At 34.4% G+C, this 22,255-nt stretch carries 18 protein-coding genes; 5 read left to right on the forward strand and 13 right to left on the reverse strand.

The features are described 5' to 3' along the window. Positions 1-97: 97 nt before the first annotated feature. The 9 genes from mdh to FPG59_RS05980 all read right to left on the reverse strand — a co-directional run bounded on the left by mdh (position 98) and on the right by FPG59_RS05980 (position 15,060). Complete coding sequence (gene mdh, locus FPG59_RS05940; RefSeq protein WP_086453706.1) at positions 98-1,030, reverse strand: malate dehydrogenase; 933 nt, start codon at positions 1,028-1,030, stop codon at positions 98-100. Between the two features lie 59 nt (positions 1,031-1,089). Next, on the reverse strand, positions 1,090-3,033 hold the full coding sequence (gene gyrB / locus FPG59_RS05945) for a DNA topoisomerase (ATP-hydrolyzing) subunit B (protein ID WP_086453707.1): 1,944 nt from the start codon (positions 3,031-3,033) through the stop codon (positions 1,090-1,092). Positions 3,034-3,295: 262 nt separating this feature from the next. Continuing rightward, positions 3,296-4,897, reverse strand: coding sequence for an asparagine synthase B (gene asnB, locus FPG59_RS05950; protein ID WP_086453708.1), 1,602 nt, complete (start codon positions 4,895-4,897; stop codon positions 3,296-3,298). A 182-nt stretch (positions 4,898-5,079) separates the two neighbouring features. Beyond that, positions 5,080-6,705, reverse strand: coding sequence for an amidohydrolase (locus FPG59_RS05955; RefSeq protein ID WP_086453709.1), 1,626 nt, complete (start codon positions 6,703-6,705; stop codon positions 5,080-5,082). A gap of 156 nt (positions 6,706-6,861) precedes the next feature. Continuing rightward, positions 6,862-8,538 carry an asparagine synthase B gene (asnB, locus tag FPG59_RS05960; protein ID WP_086453710.1) on the reverse strand — a complete coding sequence of 559 codons (1,677 nt, stop codon included), beginning with the start codon at positions 8,536-8,538 and terminating at the stop codon, positions 6,862-6,864. Between the two features lie 189 nt (positions 8,539-8,727). Continuing rightward, a complete protein-coding gene (locus tag FPG59_RS05965) occupies positions 8,728-9,177 on the reverse strand; it encodes a hypothetical protein (RefSeq protein WP_086453711.1) in 450 nt (149 codons plus the stop codon). A 116-nt stretch (positions 9,178-9,293) separates the two neighbouring features. Continuing rightward, positions 9,294-11,081 (reverse strand): TonB-dependent receptor, encoded by a 1,788-nt coding sequence (locus FPG59_RS05970; protein ID WP_254906655.1) that lies wholly within the window; start codon positions 11,079-11,081, stop codon positions 9,294-9,296. Between the two features lie 47 nt (positions 11,082-11,128). After that, the gene (locus FPG59_RS05975) at positions 11,129-11,992 is read right to left on the reverse strand and encodes a PhzF family phenazine biosynthesis protein (RefSeq protein ID WP_086453712.1); all 864 of its coding nucleotides are present in this window, start codon (positions 11,990-11,992) and stop codon (positions 11,129-11,131) included. Between the two features lie 53 nt (positions 11,993-12,045). Next, entirely contained in the window at positions 12,046-15,060 is a 3,015-nt protein-coding gene (locus FPG59_RS05980; protein WP_086453713.1) for a tetratricopeptide repeat protein, read from the reverse strand. A 243-nt stretch (positions 15,061-15,303) separates the two neighbouring features. Here FPG59_RS05980 and FPG59_RS05985 point away from each other — a divergent pair, with 243 nt between their 5' ends. Beyond that, positions 15,304-15,990, forward strand: coding sequence for a cell division ATP-binding protein FtsE (locus FPG59_RS05985; RefSeq protein ID WP_086453714.1), 687 nt, complete (start codon positions 15,304-15,306; stop codon positions 15,988-15,990). Next, positions 15,990-16,889, forward strand: a complete 900-nt coding sequence (locus FPG59_RS05990; RefSeq protein ID WP_086453715.1) for a glycosyltransferase — start codon at positions 15,990-15,992, stop codon at positions 16,887-16,889. Before FPG59_RS05985 ends, FPG59_RS05990 begins: the two co-directional genes overlap by 1 nt. Here FPG59_RS05990 and FPG59_RS05995 read toward each other — a convergent pair. The 3 genes from FPG59_RS05995 to FPG59_RS06005 are packed head-to-tail and all read right to left on the reverse strand — an operon-like array spanning position 16,881 to position 19,445. Continuing rightward, complete coding sequence (locus tag FPG59_RS05995; protein ID WP_086453716.1) at positions 16,881-17,969, reverse strand: glycosyltransferase family 4 protein; 1,089 nt, start codon at positions 17,967-17,969, stop codon at positions 16,881-16,883. The genes FPG59_RS05990 and FPG59_RS05995 overlap by 9 nt on opposite strands. Beyond that, the gene (locus FPG59_RS06000) at positions 17,966-18,358 is read right to left on the reverse strand and encodes an FdtA/QdtA family cupin domain-containing protein (RefSeq protein WP_086453717.1); all 393 of its coding nucleotides are present in this window, start codon (positions 18,356-18,358) and stop codon (positions 17,966-17,968) included. The genes FPG59_RS05995 and FPG59_RS06000 overlap by 4 nt, the downstream gene beginning before the upstream one ends. A 1-nt stretch (position 18,359) precedes the next feature. After that, positions 18,360-19,445, reverse strand: a complete 1,086-nt coding sequence (locus FPG59_RS06005; RefSeq protein WP_086453718.1) for a glycosyltransferase — start codon at positions 19,443-19,445, stop codon at positions 18,360-18,362. Between the two features lie 47 nt (positions 19,446-19,492). Between FPG59_RS06005 and FPG59_RS06010 the strand changes: the two genes are divergently transcribed. The 3 genes from FPG59_RS06010 (at position 19,493) to FPG59_RS06020 (ending at position 21,590) form a co-directional block, all read left to right on the forward strand. Further along, positions 19,493-20,404, forward strand: coding sequence for a glycosyltransferase (locus tag FPG59_RS06010; protein WP_086453719.1), 912 nt, complete (start codon positions 19,493-19,495; stop codon positions 20,402-20,404). A 226-nt stretch (positions 20,405-20,630) separates the two neighbouring features. After that, positions 20,631-21,191, forward strand: a complete 561-nt coding sequence (locus FPG59_RS06015) for a DUF6642 family protein (RefSeq protein ID WP_086453720.1) — start codon at positions 20,631-20,633, stop codon at positions 21,189-21,191. Between the two features lie 177 nt (positions 21,192-21,368). Further along, the gene (locus FPG59_RS06020; protein ID WP_086453721.1) at positions 21,369-21,590 is read left to right on the forward strand and encodes a hypothetical protein; all 222 of its coding nucleotides are present in this window, start codon (positions 21,369-21,371) and stop codon (positions 21,588-21,590) included. A gap of 67 nt (positions 21,591-21,657) precedes the next feature. Here FPG59_RS06020 and FPG59_RS06025 read toward each other — a convergent pair whose 3' ends face one another. Beyond that, positions 21,658-22,110: a DUF4442 domain-containing protein gene (locus tag FPG59_RS06025; protein ID WP_086453722.1), complete on the reverse strand. Its 453-nt coding sequence runs from the start codon at positions 22,108-22,110 to the stop codon at positions 21,658-21,660. Positions 22,111-22,255: the final 145 nt, after the last annotated feature.

The raw sequence follows: 22,255 nt of genomic DNA on the forward strand, positions 1-22,255 counted from the left end.
ATTAAGGATATGATTAACCAATTTATTTATTGATTAATATCAAGAAAAAGACTGCTATGCAACTAGCAGTCTTTGATTTCTTATCCGTTTTGTATCCTTATAAAATAGACTTTAAAGCATCGTTCATTTGTCTTACAGCATCAGCGCTTTTGGCAAACAAAGCTTTTTCAGCATCATTTAATTCAATATTTAATATTTCCTCTACACCATTTTTACCAATGATACATGGCACTCCAATACAAATATCATCTTGTCCATATTCTCCTTCAACAAATACTGAACATGCAATCATTTTCTTTTGATCGTTCAAAATACTATCTACTAAAAAAGCAACAGATGCTCCTGGGGCATACCAAGCAGATGTGCCTAGTAAACCTGTCAGCGTAGCGCCACCCACCATTGTATCGGCAGCCACTTTTTGCAACTCTTCTTCTGATAAAAATTGAGAAACTGGTATGCCATTATAAGAAGCCAATCTTGTTAATGGAATCATGGTTGTATCTCCGTGTCCACCTATAACCATTGCTGAAATATCATTTGCTGGCTTGTCTAATGCTAGAGACAAATACGTTCTAAAACGAGAACTATCTAAAGCACCTCCCATTCCTATAATTCTATTTTTTGGCAATCCTGTAGATTTCAATGCTAAATAAGTCATTGTATCCATAGGATTTGAAACTACAACTATTATGGTATCCGGAGAATATTTCAATACATTTTCGGCAACTGTTTTTACAATACCTGCATTTATGCCTATTAACTCCTCGCGAGTCATACCCGGTTTTCTTGGTATTCCAGATGTAATTACCACTACATCACTTCCAGCAGTTTTTGCATAATCATTTGTAACACCAGACACTTTGGTATTGAAACCTGTATTAGTTGCACATTGCATAATATCAAGGGCTTTACCTTCGGCAAAACCTTCTTTTATATCCAGCAAAACTACTTCGCTAGCAATTCCTCTGTAAGAAATCACATCAGCACATGTCGCACCTACATTTCCTGCACCTACAATGGTAACTTTCATATTATTAAGTTTATTCGGTTAATTGTTATTTTGGTTATTTAGTTTTATTTATTCAGTAGTTACGCATCTATGTTAGCATACACTGCATTTTTCTCTATAAATTCTCTTCGTGGTGGCACCTCATCACCCATTAACATAGAAAAAACTCTATCAGCCTCAGCTAAACTGTCAATAGTTACCTGACGTAGTGTTCTAAAATTAGGGTCCATTGTAGTTTCCCACAATTGCTCTGCATTCATCTCCCCAAGACCTTTATAACGTTGAATTCCTGCGCTTCCACCCATTCTTTCATTCGCCTGATCGCGTTGTACATCATTCCAAGCATATTCCTTTTTATTTCCTTTTTTAACTAAATATAAAGGTGGTGCTGCAATGTATACGTGACCTTCCTCTATTAATTCTTTCATAAAACGGAAGAAAAACGTTAAGATTAATGTAGAAATGTGACTACCATCGACATCGGCATCACACATAATAATTACTTTGTGGTAACGCAACTTTGATATATTCAATGCTTTACTATCTTCTTCGGTTCCTATTGTTACACCAAGTGCTGTAAAGATATTTCGGATCTCTTCGTTTTCAAAAACTTTGTGATGCATAGCTTTTTCAACGTTCAAAATTTTACCTCGTAAAGGCAAAATTGCTTGAAATGCACGATCACGTCCTTGTTTGGCAGTTCCACCTGCCGAATCTCCCTCGACAAGATATACCTCACATTTTGCAGGATCTTGCTCAGAACAGTCAGAAAGTTTCCCAGGCAATCCTCCACCACCCATTACGGTTTTACGTTGAACCATTTCACGAGCTTTCTTAGCAGCATGACGTGCTTGCGCTGCAAGAATTACTTTTTGAACAATTACTCTGGCGTCATTTGGATTTTCTTCCAAATAATTTTCGATCATTTCACTTACTGCCTGACTCACTGGAGAAACTACTTCTCTGTTTCCAAGTTTGGTTTTAGTCTGACCCTCAAACTGTGGTTCAGCAACCTTAACAGAAATAATTGCTGTAAGACCTTCACGGAAATCATCACCAGAAATATCAAACTTTAATTTATCTAACATTCCAGATGCATCAGCATATTTTTTCAAAGATCGAGTTAAACCCGTTCTAAAACCTTGCAAGTGCGTTCCTCCTTCATGCGTATTGATATTATTTACGTATGAAAAAATATTTTCGGTATAACTAGTGTTATAAATCAAAGCCACCTCAACTGGAATTTCTCCCTTTTCGTGGTCCATTGATATTACATGCGCAATAATAGGCTCTCTATTACCATCTAAATAACGGATATATTCTTTCAATCCTTCATCTGAATGAAAAACTTCAGAAACAAAATTACCATCTTTATCTTTTTCTCTTTTATCAGTAAAAGTGATTGTAATTCCTTTATTCAAGAAAGACAATTCACGCATACGTGCTGAAAGTGTATCGTAAGAATACTCAATAGTTTGAGTAAAAATAGTTGGATCAGGGTAAAAAGTTACAATAGTACCTCTCTTAGTCGTTTCACCAATTTGTTTTACTGGATATAATGCTTTCCCTTTTTCGTATTCTTGCTCGTATATTTTACCATCACTGCTATGAACAGTGGCTCTTAAATGGTTTGATAATGCATTTACTACAGATACACCCACACCGTGTAAACCTCCAGATACTTTATAAGAATCTTTATCGAATTTTCCTCCTGCACCAATTTTTGTCATTACAACTTCAAGCGCAGATACACCTTCTTTTTTGTGAATACCAACAGGAATTCCACGACCATTATCTTCAACAGAAATCGAACCATCTTCGTTGATATCTACCCTAATGGTATCGCAATGGCCACCCATAGCCTCATCAATAGAGTTATCTACTACTTCATATACCAAGTGGTGCAAACCTCTTACACCTACATCACCTATATACATTGATGGACGCATCCTTACGTGCTCCATTCCTTCTAATGCTTGAATACTATCCGCTGAATAATTGTCCTTCTTGATTTCTTCGCTCATATCTTTATTCTAAAAATGTAATTTTTGTATAACACGCAAATATATAAAAACGCAAATTATATTACCGTTAAAATCAGTTTTAAAGGCTTTAAGTTATTAACATTTGTTTACAAAAACAGATAAAAAAAGAATCGTATCACTGATTCAGTATGAATCACAAAATAAAAAATTAGGAAGCACAAAAAAAGACTTTCAAAAACCACTGTTTACAGGTGGTTTTGAAAATCTTTCAAGATAAAATAATGAATATCGTATTTAAAATTTACGCTTTTCCGGCGTATGCTGATTCTTCGTGAGCAGCATTAGCCCTTCCACTAGGATCTAAATTTTCTTGCCACTTTGGAATCCACTTTCTTACTGTTTGCGCAGCGCTCAATTGAGGGAAATGCTTTTGAAAAATAGAACGATAAAGATAAGCTTCTTTTGTTGTAGGCGAATTATACGGAAAAGTTGTTGAAGCTGTTGCCAATTGTTCATCAGATACTTGAGTTGCACAATAAGCAATTAATTCATCGACCCAACTGTAGCCTACTCCATCTGAAAATTGTTCTTTTTGCCTCCACAAGATTTCATCTGGTAAATAGGGATCATCAGGAGTATCAAATGCTTTTCGTAAAATATATTTTTCTTTACCACCATACGTTTTAGGTAGTTTCTGCTCTGGGTTAATCCTAATGGCAAGATCCAAAAAGGCTTGATCTAAAAACGGTAATCTGGCTTCAAGACCGTTAGCCATTGTTGCTTTATCAGCTCTCAACAAATCGGCAGTAAATATTTTTTGTACTCTCTCTATTGTTTCACGTTGAAAATCTGCCACTGAAGGCGCATTTGCAAAATATAAATATCCTCCAAAAATTTCATCGGCACCTTCGCCAGATAAAACAACTTTAATCCCTTTTTCAACAATGACTTTCGATAAAAAATACATTGGAACACTAGCTCTCACTGAGATTACATCATATGTTTCTATTTGGTAAATTATTTGTTCAAGTACTTCAATACCCTGCTCCACTGTAAAAAAAACCTCATGATGTTGTGTTCCTAAAAAATTAGCCACTTTCCTAGCAGCAACAATATCTGGAGCATTTTCATCTATTCCTATTGCAAAGGAGTGCAAGGGCTCTGATTGATTTTTAAGTAAACGGGAAGCAATTGCTGTTGTTAATGATGAATCTAAACCACCTGATAACAAAACCCCTAATGGAACATCTGCCATTAACCTTTTTTGAGTAGCAATAGTCAGATATTCACGGATTAATTGATAATCTACATCTTGGTATTCATTTACAAAATACTCGTATTCTGGCTTGTAATATTTTACAAAACCTGTTTTTGCGGTATAATAATGTCCTGGCGGAAAAGTTGAAAAGGTTTTGCATTGATCTGCAATAGCTTTCATTTCTGATGCAAAGTACATCCTACCTCTTTCATCTAATCCATAATACAAAGGCTTTACTCCTAGAGGATCTCTTGCTGCCATGTAATCATCACCATCAATGATTACAAAAGCAAAATCTCCGTCTAATTTATGACAAAAATTATATCCAAACTCTTCATAAAGATGCACAATTACTTCCGAATCTGATTGGGTACGAAATACATGGTTACTCAAATATTCTTGCTTTAATTCTAAGTAATTGTATATTTCACCATTATGAACCATGTAAGCTGTAGTTGTGCCTTGAATAGGTTGTTTTCCTGAATGCAAGTCAATTATAGAAAGTCGCTCATGGCTTAAATAATGACCATTAGGCATGGCATACAAATCCCGTTCATCAGGTCCACGATGTGACATTCGACTAGAGAGATCTCTAACCAATTGCTCTTCTTTTCCTTTACCAATGATGGCCAATATTCCACACATACTTATTCTATTTAATTGTTAAACAAACGGGAACTGCAAATATGCATTGCCGACTAATCATACAAAAGACAAAGATCATTTTTAATATATATTTAAAAGTAAAAACATGGTATTAGATTAAATATGAAACTTAAATCCTTGAATTCATCGCTTTTTAAACTGAACTGACAGCTATAAGTACTTTATTTTACTTTTTGTCCTTTTATAAAAGTACTAATTGGTTTCATTTTGACCATCATGTTTTCTTTCACTTTCATTAAATCTTCGTCATAAATTACAAAATCAGCCCATTTACCAACTTCTAAACTTCCTTTTTCTTTTTCTTCAAAATTTGAATAAGCGGCCCAGAGCGTCATTCCTCTCAAGGTTTCAGCACGTGTAAGTGCATTTTCCATTTGAAAACCACCTTTAGGATAATCCTTAACATCTTTACGAGTTACGGCAGCATGAAAAGTAAGCATTGGGTTCACTTCCTCCACAGGAAAATCTGTTCCTAGCGCTACTGTTCCTGCTTTTTGAAGGAGTTTTTTAAAGGCGTACGCATTTTTTATTCTCTGTTTTCCTAGACGTTCTTCGGCCCAATACATATCTGATGTAGCGTGTGTGGGTTGAACAGATGGAATAATACCAAATTTGAAATAATCAAAATCAGCCTCTCGCAACACTTGAGCATGTTCTATTTTCCATCGTCTGTCTTTGGTTCCAGCCAAAACCTCTTTGTAAATTTTTAAAATTACTGTATTTGCAGAATCGCCAATAGCGTGTGTATTCAATTGAAAATTTGAATTCGCAATTTGTTTCGCAACCGATTTTAGCCCTACAACCGGCGCTAGTAAGGCTCCATATTGACCTGGCTTATCCGAATACGGTTTGTGCATACACGCGCCGCGCGAACCTAAAGCTCCGTCACCATACATTTTAAAAGATCTTACATTAAGTTGATCTGTTTTGTAAATTCCTTTTTTAAGGTACATATCAATATTTTTTTGATTGGCCGTAACCATAGCATACACATTAAGCTTCATCAATTTTGCTTTTTGTAAACTATCCATCAAGTGAATAATATCTGGATCAAGTCCAGCATCATTTACAGTTGTTAAACCATAATCAAACATTACTTTTTCAGCGTCTAATAAAGCTGCTATTTGAATTTTACGAGTTGGTTTAGGTATAATTTTAAAAATCAATTCCATCGGATTGTCTACTAAAATTCCTGTAGGCTCACCGTTTACAATTTCTATTTGACCACCTTCGGCATTCGTATCTTTTGTAATTCCTGCCAGTGCAAGAGCTTTACTGTTTACAATAATGGCGTGACTGTCAACTCGGTTTAAAACCACTGGGATATCAGGAAATGCAACATCAAGATCAGCCTTTGTTGGATATTTTTTTACGTCCCAATCGTTTTGGTCCCAACCATTACCAACAATAAACGCAGGATTTTTTTCTTTTTGAAAAGCTTTTAAACGACTTATGATGTCTGCCATACTCGTTGTTCCACGCAAATCGACCTCTTGCAAACTCAAACCGTAGGTGTAAAAATGACAGTGCGCATCTATTAATCCTGGATAAATGAACTTCCCATCAGCCTTTGTAGTGTTATTAGATTGGTATTTTTTTTCAATATCAGTATCTGTCCCAATTGCAACAATTTTACCTTTATCAATTGCCATAGCGGTAGCTTTCTCAAAAGTGTTGTTTACGGTATAAATGGTAGCATCAGTAATGATGGCATCCACCATAATTTTTTCGTTTTGGTTGCATGAAATTAAAAATAGTGTAAAAAAAAGTAAAGCAAAAGCTCTCATAAGTTATGATTTAGTTATGCTAATATAAAAAACTGTCCTGAAATAGAGCGCATTAATTTAGAATTAAAACCATTTTAAAGTTTAATGTTATTTTTATTCATAAAAAAACGCACTCCTTTCGGGTGCGTTTCTTATCGTAATTAATAAGCTATTCTGCTACACTTTTGCGTAAGCATCATCATGAACACTTGCTACAGCCCTACCCGATGGATCATTCATGTTCTTGAAAGCTTCATCCCACTCCAAAGCAATTTTTGTACTACAAGCCACACTCGCTTCTTGAGGCACACACAAGGCGGCAGCGTCACTAGGAAAATGGTCGTGAAAGATAGAACGGTAATAATATTCCTCTTTTGACGTAGGTGTTTGCAACGGAAACTTATATTTGGCATTTGCCAATTGTTCGTCAGAAACCTCAATAGCAACAACTTCTTTTAAAGTATCAATCCAGCTGTACCCCACACCATCACTAAATTGTTCTTTTTGCCTCCACGCTACACTTGGAGGTAACATATCTTCAAATGCTTTACGAACCACCCATTTCTCCATAGGATGTTCTTTGTTAATCATTTTATCTTGCGGGTTGATGCGCATGGCCACATCCATGAATTCTTTGTCAAGGAAAGGAACACGACCTTCGATTCCCCACGCGGCCAAACTCTTATTGGCACGCAAACAATCGTACATGTGCAGCTTACTTAGTTTACGCACATTCTCTTCGTGAAATTCTCTCGCATTTGGCGCTTTGTGAAAGTACAAATACCCTCCAAAAAGTTCATCAGCTCCTTCACCAGACAACACCATTTTTATACCCATTGACTTAATAACTCTCGCCATCAACCACATAGGTGTTGATGCTCTAATGGTAGTTACATCATAAGTTTCTAAGTTGTAAATGACATCTTTGACCGCATCTAGTCCTTCTTGAATCGTGAATTTAATTTCGTGATGAATGGTTCCTATGTGATCTGCTACAATTTGGGCCGCTGCAAGATCTGGAGAACCTTCTAATCCTACTGAAAATGAGTGCAGTTGCGGATACCAAGCATCGGTAGTATCACCAGACTCAATTCGTTTTTGTGCAAATTTTTTGGCGACAGCCGACGTTATCGATGAATCTAACCCGCCAGAAAGTAAAACACCATAAGGTACATCACTCATTAATTGTCTGTGAACTGCTGCTTCTAGAGCTACTTTTATATCTTCAATGTTTGTTTCGTTATCTTTTACAGCATCATAATCAGTCCAGTCTCTTTTATACCATTGTACAAATTCGCCATCAGTACTCGTCATGTAGTGTCCAGGAGGAAACAATTGAATTTTTGTACAATAACCTTCTAAAGCTTTCAATTCAGAAGCAACATAAAACGTACCGTGCTCATCCCAACCGATGTATAATGGAATAATTCCCATGTGATCCCTTGCAATGAAGTATTCATCTTTCTCTACATCATAAATGGCAAAGCCAAAAATTCCGTTCATTTCATCTATAAAATGAGGTCCTTTTTCTTTGTAAAGTGCCAAAATAACTTCGCAATCACTTTCTGTTTGAAAGTTGTATTTGCCTTCAAATTGTTTGCGTAATGCTCTATGGTTGTAAATTTCACCATTGGCAGCTAAGATAAGTTGTTTGTCTTCGCTAAATAAAGGTTGTTTTCCTGAAGCTGGATCAACAATTGCTAAACGTTCATGCGATAAAATGGCTTTTTCGTTGCTATAGATTCCACTCCAGTCTGGTCCACGATGACGAATTATTTTTGACATTTCTAAAACCTTAGGTCTTAAAACTTCTGCTTTTTGTTTCAGGTCGAAGGCACATACTATTCCACACATAATGCTATATTTTATAAATGAATTTATTTATTTTGATAAAGCAAAGATGCAGTTATAGTTTCATCTGTAAAACATAAAACCGATATTCAGTTACATATTTAAACTAAAAATAACTAAAAACTATAAAAAACCAATTAAAACCTAAATAAAAAACAGAGTCTACTTGTAAAGTGTAAATAGCATAAAATTTTATTGAATTGATTGAATTACATAGTTTGAACCATTAATCTCAAAAGTAAATCCTTCTTGATTTCCCATTAACTTCGCGCCCAATGGTGATTGCGGAGAAAGTGCAATCACATTGATACCATCAACAGCAATTTTAGGAAGTGCTGCACTTACATACAAATAAATCCCATTGGCTTTGACCAAACTTCCCACAATAATAGTTTTAGCACTTGAACTGGAATCAATTTTATCTAAAATGGCTTTTTGACCCAATACTTCTTTCAGTTTATGATTGAGTTTTTCTTGCTCAATGTGCATCATCGATAAAGCCGTTTCGTGTTTATCACCTGCGGAACCTTTGGCGTCATTTTTTGAATCCTCAGTAAGTGCCGTGATCATGTCTTTAAAAACATCGATTCGATCTTGAACCAACTGTATATAATGAGTGTGGATTTTTTGTTTAAAAGTCATAATTTAAAATTTAACCACAAAGTTCACGAAGAAAGCGCAATGTTCACAAAGTATTTTAATTATATTTTCTGTGGTAGCTGTGCATTCGTTATGAACCTTGTGCTTCGGTAAAAAAATTAAAAATCAAACTTATAATTGGCTCCCACTAAAAATTGAAAACCTTGCACTGGGAAATTCAACCATTTTTGATAGTTGTTATTGGTTAGATTGTTTAATTTTATAAAACCCGTTAATTGCTCATTGTATTTATAACCCACATTTGCATTCAAATCAAAATATCCTTCTAATATAATCGGAGTAGTTGATGGTAAAAAGGTAGTACTGTTTTGAAGATCTTTACGTTCTCCTACATAAAATACATTCGCGCCAGCATACCATTTCTCTGTGATATCCACGTCAAGATTTGCTTTAAACTGAATTGCTGGTAAGTTCCAAGCCTCTTGTTGAAAATCATTCGTAAAACTGCTAAAGCTTCCGTTTATTCCAAAAGAAACATCCTTTGAAAAATCAGCTTTAAGTTCTCCGAAAAAACGAAGGGTACGCATATCATCATACACCACTTGAAATGAGTTCCCAAAACCATAGTTCATATTAGTAGCGGTCTCACTATAATCATTGCTTTTAAACAAAGCCTTGTTGCGCTCATTGTTATACGAACCTCTCAAGGTATAACTCACAGTATTACTCAACTTTCCTTTAAGACCTGCATAGATTTCATATTGATTATCGGTTGGATTAATCAATAAGGTTGGAGACAAAAATGGGTTTTCGGTCACAAAATCTTGATAGGAATTTTGGTTTAAATTCCCTTCGGCACCAGCATAAAATATCATCAAATCGCCCACCACTTTGTAGGACGCAGTAAATTTTGGATAGATATATAAAGAGCTATTGCTGTTTTTGGTATCCAAACTATAATAAAGAGTGGCACCAAGGTTTAAAGTCCAATCTTTCTCTTGCATCACAAAACTTGGCGAGAGACCAAAATTTGTAAAACCATAATCAATGGCTGCTGTATTGCTGTTATTAGTGACAAAATTTCCGCCTAAATAATCCACAATAACATCTGTTTTTACAGCATAATCCATTACTTTAAGTTCTAGCGTGGGCTTTATTACAAAACGATTTTCGACCGATTTATAAAGATCGGTAAATCTATTGAACTTTACAGTTGCTTTATCTAATATCCCCTCGGTAAGCACTACATTCCCTGAGAAAGACAACGTATTGTACGCTTGTTTAGGATCTATACTGGCAAGCAAACTTGCTTTATCAGAATTAGTTAATGAATTTCCAAAATTCATTGGTAAACCGTACCAATTATATATTTGGTTATTGTAACCCAAATCTAGATTGTACGAAAGTGTTTTTTGATTTGAACCGTACATAATATCGAATGCTGTATCATAAAAATTGTTATCTAAATCTATCGTGTTAATCCCGCCTTGCGAGGAGTGGTGCCTGAACATTCCACCCACATAATCAGTAGCATTTAAATCATGATTCACAAACAGTTCTCCTACCAATGTTCCATAATTACCCGCACCAAATGTGGCATAATTTTTAAAAATATGAGGTTGTTTTTCCTTTTCAACCCCTTGTGCTTTTCCCTTTGAAGGAGTAAAAGTTGATGCTACAGAGAATGAAAAAATAGCATACTTAACCGTTTCTTTTTTCGAATTGGCCTCTTCCTCAAGTTCTGGAACTTCTTTGACTTTAAAGGCATCTGAAATTTTAGGAGTAAATGGCTTGACTACGTTCACCGTTTCTGTCCCTATTTGCTCTTTTTTTTGTGACCAAGAAATTGGAATTATACCCATAAACAAAAAGCCTAATAGAAACGGCTTTAAAATTCCTGTTTTGCTATGATTCTGTACGTTTATAATGGATGGATTCAATGTCATTTCTGTTGTGTTTACTTCTTGTTTTTTAAATGCTTTTTTACGCAAGCTTATACTTCCCAAACTCCTTTTGCAAGAAACTGAGACTTCCCTCCTATTTTAATATTATAATTTTCACCACTTTTTATTCCGTCAAAATAAATTTGAGAAGGCCTTTGTATAAAATGCCCTTGGTGATTGACAAGCTTTATTTTTGGATTGTGATATTGTAATAAAAATGCTTGCAAGCATGTACTGGCACTACCTGTAGCTGCATCTTCAATCAATTGATTGTTTTCAATACACATCATTCTGCTAGATAATTTTTCATTTTCTAAACAAAAAAAGTAAAAAGCTCTATGTGGTGTTTTACAATTTTGGCGCAACCATTGTTCTGCTTTATTTTTATCCAAAACAATCTTGCCCAGCACCTCTTCATTTTTTACGGGTACCATCACAAATGCACTACCAGTAGTCACCTCTTGAATAGGGAAATTTGTATCAAAATCATCTTGTGACAAAGTACTAAATGAAGAAAAATCATCTTTTAAATAAACGTCTAAAAAAGTAGGTTGTGCTGCCTGAAGCCAAATAAATCCATCCAGTGAGGTAACAGGAATTGCTCCCACAGGAACCTGCATTGTAATCGTTGATGGATTGTTATTGAAAATTTTATTCATTAAAACCCAAGATGTCCCAATGATGGGATGCCCTGCAAACTGCATTTCATGTTCAGGTGTGAAAATTTTAATTTCGGCAGTATTTGTTTCCGTATTGATGTGAGTGATAAAAGTACTCTCGGCAAAGTTTATTTCCTTTGCAATTTGCTGCATTTTATCTTTGCTCAAATTTTCGGCACCCAAAAAAACAGCAAGTTGATTGCCTGCATACTTCGCATCCGTAAAAACATCTACTATATAAAAATCTAAATTCATTTTTCTATTTTATTAAAAATCAAACAACATTTCCAAACAATTCTGTGAAGCAATTATTTAGTTACGGATGAGTTTGTTTTGGCCTCTTCGGTTTTGATTATATCTAATTCTTTTTGAGCATCAGCAACAACATCTGGGAAATCAGTAAAATTCTGAATTACATTCTCTAGAATGTAAGTGGCTTGAAAACTATCTTTCAGTCCATAAAAATTCTTAGCCATTAGCACCAATCCTTTAGCACCAAAATATTTATAACTAGAATAACTTTTAGCTAATTTTTGTACCGCTGCATTCGAAGCTTCATAATTAGCATCTTTGTTTTTAAAATAGGCATCATAATACAAGGCCTCTGCTGCCAGTTCTCCTTTGGCCGTAGCCATTAATTTTGCATAAGCGCTTTTCGCTTTTACTTCGTCTCCGTTAACGATTGCAGCGCGTGCAATGATAATTTGAGCATCACTTTTTACTCCATTATCCGTTTTAGGATTTAGCAATACTTTTTCGGCATAAACACCCGAATTAGGATAGTCTTTTTTGTCGTAATACAATTTCATCAAATTAGATTGAGCAAAAGTTTTGTTTTGAGACGTTTCTGCTTCGTTTTCCAATCTAGTTAGCATTGCAATTGCTTTCTCTGAATCTTTATTTTTAAGATAAATTTGAGCCAAGCGAGATAAAGACTGCTCTGAAAATTCATTTCGAGGCTGAGCCACTACATACTCATAATGCGGAATGGTTTTGTTTTCGGCACCATCTGTAAAATAAAGTTGCGCTAAATAATAGTTAGCTGGTAAAGCATGAAGACCGCGTGGAAACTGACTCACATAACTTGCAAATCCAGCAATAGATTGCTTTGTATTGTTTTGCTGAAATTGTTTTTCGGCTGCCTCATAACTGTCATTGTCTAATTCTGCATCCGATACTGCAACAAAATCAAGTGTTTTGACCCACGTTGCATATTCATTTACTCGTCCTGTGTCTACATAAATCAGTCTTGCTGTTGCAACAGCCTCTAGTGCCTCAGGAGTTCTAGGGAAATCAGCAGCAACTTTTTTAAATTTGACTAATGCTTGATCGTCTTTATCTGTATTGTAAAAAATTAAACCTTGACGCAAAATTGATCTAGAAGTAAATGTTCCGTTCTTAAACTCGGTATTCAATCTGTCGTAGGTCTTAATTCCTTTGTCATTTTCGTTCTCAGCAACATAAGTATTTGCTAGTTCAAACAACGCATCATCTCTAAAATCAGATTTTTGATAGGCCTCTAAAAATGAATTTAAATCATTAATTTTTTTATCATTTTTACCCATAAAACCATACGAAATAGCTCTTTGAAAATAAGCATAATCAGCATCTACACTTTTTGAGTCTACCACTTTTGAATACGCTTGTAAGGCCTCTGCATATTTTGAAGTTACATATCGACAATCCGCAAGTCTTAAATAAGAATCTTGAAAACGAACTTTATCCGCAGTAGCGTTATCAATTTGTTTTTGAAAATAATTCCCAGCTTGTTCGTATTCTTTCAACTTAAAGTACGTGTACGCTATATTGTAATTGTGATTTTTAAACTCAGGAACCGTGTTGGCCTGAGCCGCATTTGTAAACTGTTTGAAAGTGAGTAAAGCCTCTTTAAAATCATTTAAAACATATTCTGTTTCTGCTTTCCAAAAAATTGTTCTCGCCGTAAAAACAGGATCTTTTTGTTCGGTTAAAGCCTTGGTAAACATTTTCAAAGCTTCATTAAAATTTGCGTCGGTGTACAATTCTAATCCTCGGTAAAAAAGAACTTTTTGGTACGCTACTTTATTTTCGGGTGACTTATTTTTTTCTAATAATACGAGCGCTTCCTTGTAATTTTTAGAAGAAATATAGGAGTCTATCAATAATTTCTCGATTTCAGTTTTATTCGCATTCTCTGGATATTTCTTTAAAAAAGCTTGTAAAACAGCGGGGACACTTTGATAGGAATTGCCTAGTTCATAACTCAATTTAGCATAATTTAAACTTGCATCTTCTTGAATGGCGAGATCAAAATCCATTTCAGACGCATTCTTGAAAGCGTTTAATGCTTGTTGTTTCTTGTCCGTGTTCAAGTAACTTTCGCCCAGATGATAGTAGGCATTTTGTGCCACAAAATCTTTCCCTCCTATTATTTTATTGAATTGACTGATTGCATTTTCAAAATCTTTTTGCTTGTAATGCGCATAGCCTAACTGGTAAAAATCTGTATTTGTCCACTTCCCTTTTTTGCCTTTGTAATCTTCAAGAAAAGGAATTGCGTTGCTGTATTGTTTTAAATTAAAGTAGCTTTCGCCAATGATTTTATTCAGTTCTGATTTTTCTAAAGCATTTGAACCAGCCATCGCTTTTTGCCCTAAATCGATAGCTTTTTGAAAATTACCAAGCTTAAAATTCATATCGGCTTGGTAATACGACAATTTCTCTTTGTACTTCTCCTCACCCGAAACTTCATCAAAATACTTAGTTGCTTGCTTGTAATCATCGCCCTCATAAGCCATAAATCCTAAATAGTATTTGGCCTGAGATCCATATTCTTGTGAGTTAATTACTTTGTTAAAATACGTTGTTGCCTCCTTGCGTTTCTTAGCATTAAAATTCCCATACCCCTTTTGAAAATTAAATTTATCTTGATCATTTCTACTCAAACTAGACTCGTCTACTTTATCAAACCATTGCAAAGCTTGAGGATAATTTCCTTGCTTAAAGTGAAATTGCGCTACCTCTATATATGCTTGATTTTGTTTTACACTTGTGGGATAATCTGCAACAAACTTTTCCATCAACTCATCTGCATTAGACTGGTTGGTTCTAATGGCACAGTTTGCAGCATAATAAGTACAATCTGATTTTAGCTCCTCGGTAGTGGCTGATTCTTTTACTTTATCAAAAATCAATTGAGCAGATGTGTATTGAGCATCTTTGAACAACGAAACTGCTTTGTCAAATTCCCTGGAATCATGTGTATATATTGCTGTTTTTTGTGCACTAAGACTAGTGGCGTAGATAAAAAGGCTACCTATAAAACATTGAGAAAGTTTGCGCATTGTACTTTTATTTTAATAATTCAAATGTATTATATTCTGAGTCTATAACGAATTGATTACGGGATTTATTATGATTTTTTTACAATTGCTGTGTGTTCGCATACTGTTCTAGGATTATTATTAAAAAACAGCGGGGTTGATTTTGTTCTTTGATTTTTTTATCGAATTCTAAGCATTAGAATAGAATTTATTTTGAATCGTTGCGTTAACTTCTTACTTTTACCCCATAAACAAATGTAAAACATGTCACAATCCGTACTATCCTTAAAAAATGTAACTATTTATCAAGAAAACAAATCAATTTTATCTGATGTAAACTTGGAGGTAAAGCATGGCGAATTTCTTTACATCATAGGTAAAACAGGTTCTGGTAAAAGCAGTTTGATGAAAACACTTTACGCTGATTTGCCTTTGACTGAAGGAGAAGGAACAATTGTTGACTTTGATTTGGCAACCTTAAAAGAAGATGACATTCCGTTTTTACGTCGAAAAATAGGAATTGTTTTCCAAGATTTTAAATTACTACCAGATCGCACCGTAAATGACAACATGTTATTTGTGCTTAAAGCTACAGGCTGGAAAGATAACGGTGAAATGGAAGCTAAAATTGAGGAAGTTTTAAATAAAGTAGGGATGGGTGAATTTGGCAAAAAAATGCCACATCAATTATCTGGTGGAGAACAACAGCGTGTAGCAATTGCTCGTGCATTGCTAAATGATCCAGAGCTAATCCTTGCTGATGAACCTACGGGAAATCTTGATCCTCAAACCAGTGCCGAAGTTCTTGAAGTACTAAAAAAGATTAACGCAATAGGAAAAACAATCATTATGGCTACCCATGATTATGCTTTATTGATGAAATTCCCATCCAAAACATTAAAATGTGAGGATTCTAAAATATTCGAAGTGATACAGCAACGCAATTCGTAATGCTTTCTATTCTTGTTCCTATTTACAATTTCAATGCATTTCCTACTGTTCAAGAACTGCATAGACAATGCGTAGAACAAGAAATACCATTCGAAATTATTTGCCAAGATGATGCTTCAAAATCTGATTTGAATCATTTTAATGAAAAAATAAACGACTTATCTAATTGTAGTTTTGTTTCCTTAAAAAATAATATTAGCCACCGAGAAAATAGAAATAATCTAGCAGCAAAATCAAAATATGATTGGCTGCTTTTTTTAGATGGCGATTCTGTTATCATAAACAAAAACTATATTCATCACTACATCAAACAAATAAACGGATTCGATATTATTTATGGTGGTCGTGTACATCCTGAAAAGTGTCCTTCAAATAATCAAAAACTGCGGTGGAAATACGGTCGCTATATGGAAGACCAAAGTGCCCCTGAACGAGAAAAAAAAGGGTATTCGGCTCTGCTTTTTAACAATACCCTCATCAAAAAAAAGTGTTTTGTTACGGTGAAATTTGACACGAACACTACAAAATACGGTCATGACGATACACAACTTTCCTATCGCTTAAGTCTCAAACTTTTTTCTTTAAAGCATCTTGAAAATCCTGTAGAACATGGTGATATTGACACAAACTATGATTATTTAAGTAAAACCAAACAATCTCTGGAAAACTTACAGCAATTGTATCAAACAAAAACAATTGATCCTAAGTTTGTCAAATTGCTTTCACTATATGATTTTTTAGTTCGTACTAAACTTCAATACGGTATAGCGCTATTTTTCAAAATATTTTCCAAAGCATTAGAGCAAAATTTAAAAAGCAACAATCCAAAATTATTCTTTTTTAATTGTTTTAGATTGGGCTATTTGTGTTCTATTTCAAAGCCAAAGTCTTTATTTTAAGGACTTGATTAATTTTTGCCATTCAGGCATTATGTGCTCTATCTGGTAAGCATTACTTGTATCTTGCGCTTTTTTGCCCATTTCTAAACGAAGCATTTCATTGCGCATCAACAACTGCAATTGTTTTATAAATTCATCTTGATTACCATCTTCAACGAGCAATCCATCAACACAATGATTGATAATTGCTCTTGGACCACAAGGACAATCATAAGCAACACAAGGAACTCCAGCAGCCATTGCCTCCAGTAAAACCATAGGAAAACACTCGTACCGAGACGTCATAACATAAGTGGCTGCTTGTAAATACACCTCTTGAATCGTTTTGGTTGGGTCTAAAAAAACGACCGAATCTTGTATTCCTAACTCTCGAGCCAACACTTCAAGATCTTGGTAGTTGCCACAATATAATTCTAATTTCCAAGATGGATATAATGCTACGACTTCTTTCCAAATAGGTAACAACCTGTCTAGCCCTTTTTCATAAGTATTTCTAGCTACAGCAATCACCTTTCTCGATGAAAGCGGCGCAGCAGAATTTACGGCAAACCATAATGGATTTGGAATTATTGCTTTCTTCCTAACATTCCATTCTAGTGCACTTTCATTGGATAAAAATACAACTTTAGTATACTTTTGAGCAGCATACTTTTTGAAGTGATATTGCAAATTCTGTTTCAAAGAATTGAATACAGCATGCGAAGAGGGATGTTCTTGTACATGAATGGAACTGTGAATCTCTAATAGCAGGGGAATTTTCCGTCGAACTAAAAAAGGCAGTAAAAAAGCTTTTAATCCATTATCGCAAACCAGAATACAATTTGGTTTAATGAGGGAAATATATTGATTTAACGCCTTATAATATTGAAAAGCAAACAAAGGAGCAGCACCTTTTAATTGCATATCATGAAACAAAACATCCTCATGAAAAGAATAAAACAAGGGAGTATTCCCATTATTCTGAGTTAAAATATGAACTTCATAACCGCATTGTGTAATAAAATAATTCGTTTTCAAAGATAAGATTCTTGCAACCCCTCCTTCATTATTGATATTTGGAACTATATAAAGTAGTTTCATTTTTTTGAGTTGATGAAAGTATCAAAATCCCTGATGTAATCCTCCTCATCAAAAGTGGCTGATGCCAAGACAAGACAAACGGCACCTGATGAAAAATTTTCAAGTTCGCGCCACGTATCATTTTTAATCAATAATCCTCTGTCAGGTTTATTTAAGGTAATGGTTTTTTCTGTAATTCCATCTTTTAAAACTACATCAAAACTTCCTGAAATAGCTATTAAAACTTGTTGTAGCTTTTTATGAGAATGTCCACCTCTTTTTGAAGAACTAGGAATATCAAACAAGTAATATACACGTTTAATTTCAAACGGAATCACCTCATTTTCAATGACTGCAATGTTCCCAAGCACATTTTCAATCTTGGGTATGTCTATAATTTCTATTTGCATCTTAACTCTTCGTATTTAAATAATCAAGCCATTCATTTCCAATTTTTTCTACTGAAAACCGAAGCGCACTTGGTACACTATTCGCTTTGCAAAATGCTCTTAATTCAGCATCCGTAAAAAGTAAATCTATAGCTTCAATCAGTTTCTGCTTATTTTGATTTTCAACTAGTAAACCATTGAATCGGTCTGTAATAATTTCACTTGGCCCAGCAAAACAATCATAGGAAATAGCAGGAGTTCCTACTAACAAACTTTCTATAATCACATTTGAAAGTCCTTCATATTCACTGGTAACTACTGTAAAAAGAGCGTTTTTTTGGTAACAAAAAGGATTTTTTTGATAACCCACAAACTCTACTAAATCACCTAAATTTTTCTCAGCAACAAGCCGTTTTAAATCCTCAAGATAGATGCCAGAACCAATGATTTTTAATTTTATTCCATTTTGTGGCAATACCGTTTTGGAATACGCCTCTATCAATACATCAAATTGTTTTACCTTTTCGTTCATTCGACCCACAGCAATAATATAGGTATCATCCATTGGCATACTAGCCAGAGCTAATTCTTGAATCTTTTCAACTTCAAAAGGATTGTAAATGGTTTGCGCTTTAATTTTATAATGCTGGAACAACGCTTTTTCCAGTGCTTTACTTACGGTTACAAAATTATGTTTTCCATAAATAAAACGGGCAATCCAGGGTTTCTTTGAAATGTAATTGTGTAAAATTCCACTATGAATAGTATAGATAACACTCGCTTGATAGACATAATGTGCCATCAAAAATTCGTTAATCGTATTCACTCGATAGCGAAAATCAAGAACAAAATCAAAATAATGTTCTTTAAAATAACTTCGTAACTCTTGTAATCGTTGTAGCTTTTTAAAGGTTGTCGCTGCCTTTTTTTTACCTAAATTCAGTACAACTCCTTTGTAATCATAAACGATATCGTCAACAAAAATAATGTTGTGCACTTCAATTCCTTTGCTTTCAAAAAAACAAGATAGCACCGCATGGACACGTTCTGCACCACCGCCACCCAATGAATCGCCCACAAGAGCAATTGTTGTTTTTTTCGGAATCATTTTTAATTTACTAATTTAGCTTCAAATATAAACACTTCTTTGTTCAAATGAATTACAATCCACTAGTTTCCGTTATCTGCCTTTGTTACAATCATGAAAAATTTGTTCAAGAAGGACTGGAATCAATTGTAAATCAAACGCATAAAAATATTGAAATTATCATTGTAGATGACTGTAGCACAGATAATTCTGTAGCAGAGATTGAAAAATGGCTCGTTAACTATCCCAATGTTATTTTTATTGCCAATCGTGTAAACCAAGGGAATACAAAATCTTTTAATACCGCATTCAAGCGCTCCACTGGCTCCTATATTATTGATTTTGCAACCGATGATTTACTCCATCCCGATTGTGTAGCCACGCAACTAGAGCAGTTTAAAAACAGCACTTACCCTAATCTTGGAATTGTATATGGTAATGCCGAAATGATCTTTGAAGACAACACGCATTTTAGATATTTTTTTGAGGTAGACCAAAATAAAAAAAGAATACAAAGCCAGCCGACAGGCGACATTTATTTAGGATTATTGCGTTTAGACAACAATGTTTGTTCCGTTTCGGCAATGGCAAAAAGAGAAGTTTATGAAAAACTAAACGGCTATAATGAAAACTTACATTATGAAGATTATGATTTCTGGATACGAGCAGCGCGCAGCTACAACTTTGATTACATAGACCAAATTCTGTTACAAAAAAGAGAATTAAAAAATTCCTTGAGTACCTACCGTTTTAGAAGATTGAATTCAAAAACGCGAAAATACAACCGGTCTACTTATAAAATTGTAATCAATGCATTAAAAATGAATACCACTACCGAGGAAAACAAGGCCATTTTAAACATGATTCATCATGAAATGGAAATAGCATTGCGAACAATCGACCCAATTTTACTTCTCAAATATATTTTATTAGAGACCAAAGTATTAGCCTTAATCGCACTCAAAAAAAGATATCAATAATTCTTAGTTGGGTTTTTAAAAAAAACTTTCGTCATAAAAAAACATCCAAAACAAATACTAGTCTTACAAAAAAACGGTGTTCACAACACTTTTTTTGCAATAACTTCACACTCGTTTAGGCAAGAATTTAGCCGTAGAACCTTATTTTTGTTTACAAGAGATATTTTAAATCGGGTATAGTGCCATTTGGAATTCTTTATTTTTTACATCATCTAAATCGAATACAATGGAAACCGATACTTTTATTTTCTGTCTAGAGGCTGTAGCCGATGTAGAGGAAAATCTAGATACCGAAGTTGTCAAACATCTAGAAAAACTAGCATCAGATCAAGGATTGACAAGCATTTATAAAACATGTGACACCATAGAAGGACTAGAAGAAAGTTTGAACACACTCCTATACGACGATCATAATTTCACCAATTACGAAATCATTTATCTGGTAATGCCTGGCGAAGCCAATACGATTTGCATCAACGAATATTTTTACAGCCTTGAAGAAATAGCTGAATTATTTGAAGGGAAAATGAGAGGGAAAATTGTTCATTTTGCCAATTCAAAAATTCTTGACTTATCACCAGATGAAGCACAATATTTTATTGATGTTACGGGTGCAAAAGCTGTCTCGGGTTATGGTGCATTCCTTCCTAATGTGAGTAGTACTGCCCTAGACCGTTTGTTTTTTGGACTGTTTGAAGAGGAAGATGATATTTTTGAAATTGTAGAAGAACTCCATCAAAAACAATATGCATTGTGCAAATTACTTGATTTTAGAATGTATTATTAATTCGTTTATAGCATTTTAGATATTAAAACCAGTTCATACAAAAAGTGACCACAATAGCTTCTTAAACTATTTTCATATGTTAAAATGACGGCATAAAGACTAATTTTTTCACAATAAGAGATTCAACATTGCATAAAATCTTTATATTTGAAATACAAAATTCAAAAATCAAAACTCATGAAAAAAATAGTATCCCTAGCTGTAATTACTTTTTTTACACTTCAAATGAATGCACAAGAAGTTAAAGCAGTAGCCAAAGAAAAAGCAAAAAAAGAGGCTTGTTGTTCTAAAAAAGGTGGAAAAGCAGCCATGTCAGCAGCTGAAATTGAAAAATGTATGGCAGCATGCAAAGCCAAAGGAAAAAAATGCGATGCATCAAGTGCCGGTAAAAAATGCTAAAAACCGATATGTATGATACAAAAAACGCCTCTTTCTAGAGGCGTTTTACTTTTATATAAGTAGGTAATTATTTTACTCTCACACTCCACTCAAAGTCCATTTCTGAAACTTGCACTCCTTTTTCATCTGTGCCAATGGATTTCATCCAAAAGGTTTGCCCCTCTCCTGTAGCAATAGTTTCCTGAATTGCTTTCTCAATTAAATGTCCGTCATTGCACGTAAAAGTAATGCGACCCGTTGCTTTTTTGGTAAAGTTTCCTTTGTTGTTTGCAACTAACATTGATATTTTACGACCACTTTTTTGAATTTGAAACATCACAAGTGCACCCGTGGTCAATTCTGCCGCCATAGCTTGAACGGCAAAATACATGGAGTTAAACGGATTTTGATTGATCCAACGGTGTTTTACAGATACAACACATTTTTTTTCGTCAATGTTTTTTACGCGAACTCCGCAAATAAAAGCCGATGGTAATTTGAAAAGTAAAAATTTATTAAGTTTTGATGCAGTAAGTAACATAGGCTTTCTAGTTTATGAATTTTAATTACAAATGGTAATACATGGGCTGTCAGGGTTATTGCCATTTGATATTTGGCTAAAATACAAAAAAATACTATGCACGCCTATTAAATTTATTTGTTAATTTTATGTTAATATTTGGTAC

The organism is Flavobacterium sp. FPG59 (assembly GCF_002150205.1).
Classification (GTDB): domain Bacteria; phylum Bacteroidota; class Bacteroidia; order Flavobacteriales; family Flavobacteriaceae; genus Flavobacterium.

What these genes read in the sequence shown, in the direction of transcription:
- FPG59_RS06015 (WP_086453720.1), top strand. Translation starts at nt 20,631, where the DNA reads ATGGAAACCGATACTTTTATTTTCTGTCTAGAGGCTGTAGCCGATGTA.
- FPG59_RS06010 (WP_086453719.1), top strand. Translation starts at nt 19,493, where the DNA reads ATGAATTACAATCCACTAGTTTCCGTTATCTGCCTTTGTTACAATCAT.
- FPG59_RS05995 (WP_086453716.1), bottom strand. Translation starts at nt 17,969, where the DNA reads ATGAAACTACTTTATATAGTTCCAAATATCAATAATGAAGGAGGGGTT.
- FPG59_RS05955 (WP_086453709.1), bottom strand. Translation starts at nt 6,705, where the DNA reads ATGAGAGCTTTTGCTTTACTTTTTTTTACACTATTTTTAATTTCATGC.
- FPG59_RS06025 (WP_086453722.1), bottom strand. Translation starts at nt 22,110, where the DNA reads ATGTTACTTACTGCATCAAAACTTAATAAATTTTTACTTTTCAAATTA.
- mdh (WP_086453706.1), bottom strand. Translation starts at nt 1,030, where the DNA reads ATGAAAGTTACCATTGTAGGTGCAGGAAATGTAGGTGCGACATGTGCT.
- asnB (WP_086453710.1), bottom strand. Translation starts at nt 8,538, where the DNA reads ATGTGTGGAATAGTATGTGCCTTCGACCTGAAACAAAAAGCAGAAGTT.
- FPG59_RS05980 (WP_086453713.1), bottom strand. Translation starts at nt 15,060, where the DNA reads ATGCGCAAACTTTCTCAATGTTTTATAGGTAGCCTTTTTATCTACGCC.
- FPG59_RS05975 (WP_086453712.1), bottom strand. Translation starts at nt 11,992, where the DNA reads ATGAATTTAGATTTTTATATAGTAGATGTTTTTACGGATGCGAAGTAT.
- FPG59_RS06000 (WP_086453717.1), bottom strand. Translation starts at nt 18,358, where the DNA reads ATGCAAATAGAAATTATAGACATACCCAAGATTGAAAATGTGCTTGGG.
- FPG59_RS05985 (WP_086453714.1), top strand. Translation starts at nt 15,304, where the DNA reads ATGTCACAATCCGTACTATCCTTAAAAAATGTAACTATTTATCAAGAA.
- FPG59_RS06020 (WP_086453721.1), top strand. Translation starts at nt 21,369, where the DNA reads ATGAAAAAAATAGTATCCCTAGCTGTAATTACTTTTTTTACACTTCAA.
- FPG59_RS05965 (WP_086453711.1), bottom strand. Translation starts at nt 9,177, where the DNA reads ATGACTTTTAAACAAAAAATCCACACTCATTATATACAGTTGGTTCAA.
- asnB (WP_086453708.1), bottom strand. Translation starts at nt 4,897, where the DNA reads ATGTGTGGAATATTGGCCATCATTGGTAAAGGAAAAGAAGAGCAATTG.
- gyrB (WP_086453707.1), bottom strand. Translation starts at nt 3,033, where the DNA reads ATGAGCGAAGAAATCAAGAAGGACAATTATTCAGCGGATAGTATTCAA.
- FPG59_RS05990 (WP_086453715.1), top strand. Translation starts at nt 15,990, where the DNA reads ATGCTTTCTATTCTTGTTCCTATTTACAATTTCAATGCATTTCCTACT.
- FPG59_RS05970 (WP_254906655.1), bottom strand. Translation starts at nt 11,081, where the DNA reads ATGACATTGAATCCATCCATTATAAACGTACAGAATCATAGCAAAACA.
- FPG59_RS06005 (WP_086453718.1), bottom strand. Translation starts at nt 19,445, where the DNA reads ATGATTCCGAAAAAAACAACAATTGCTCTTGTGGGCGATTCATTGGGT.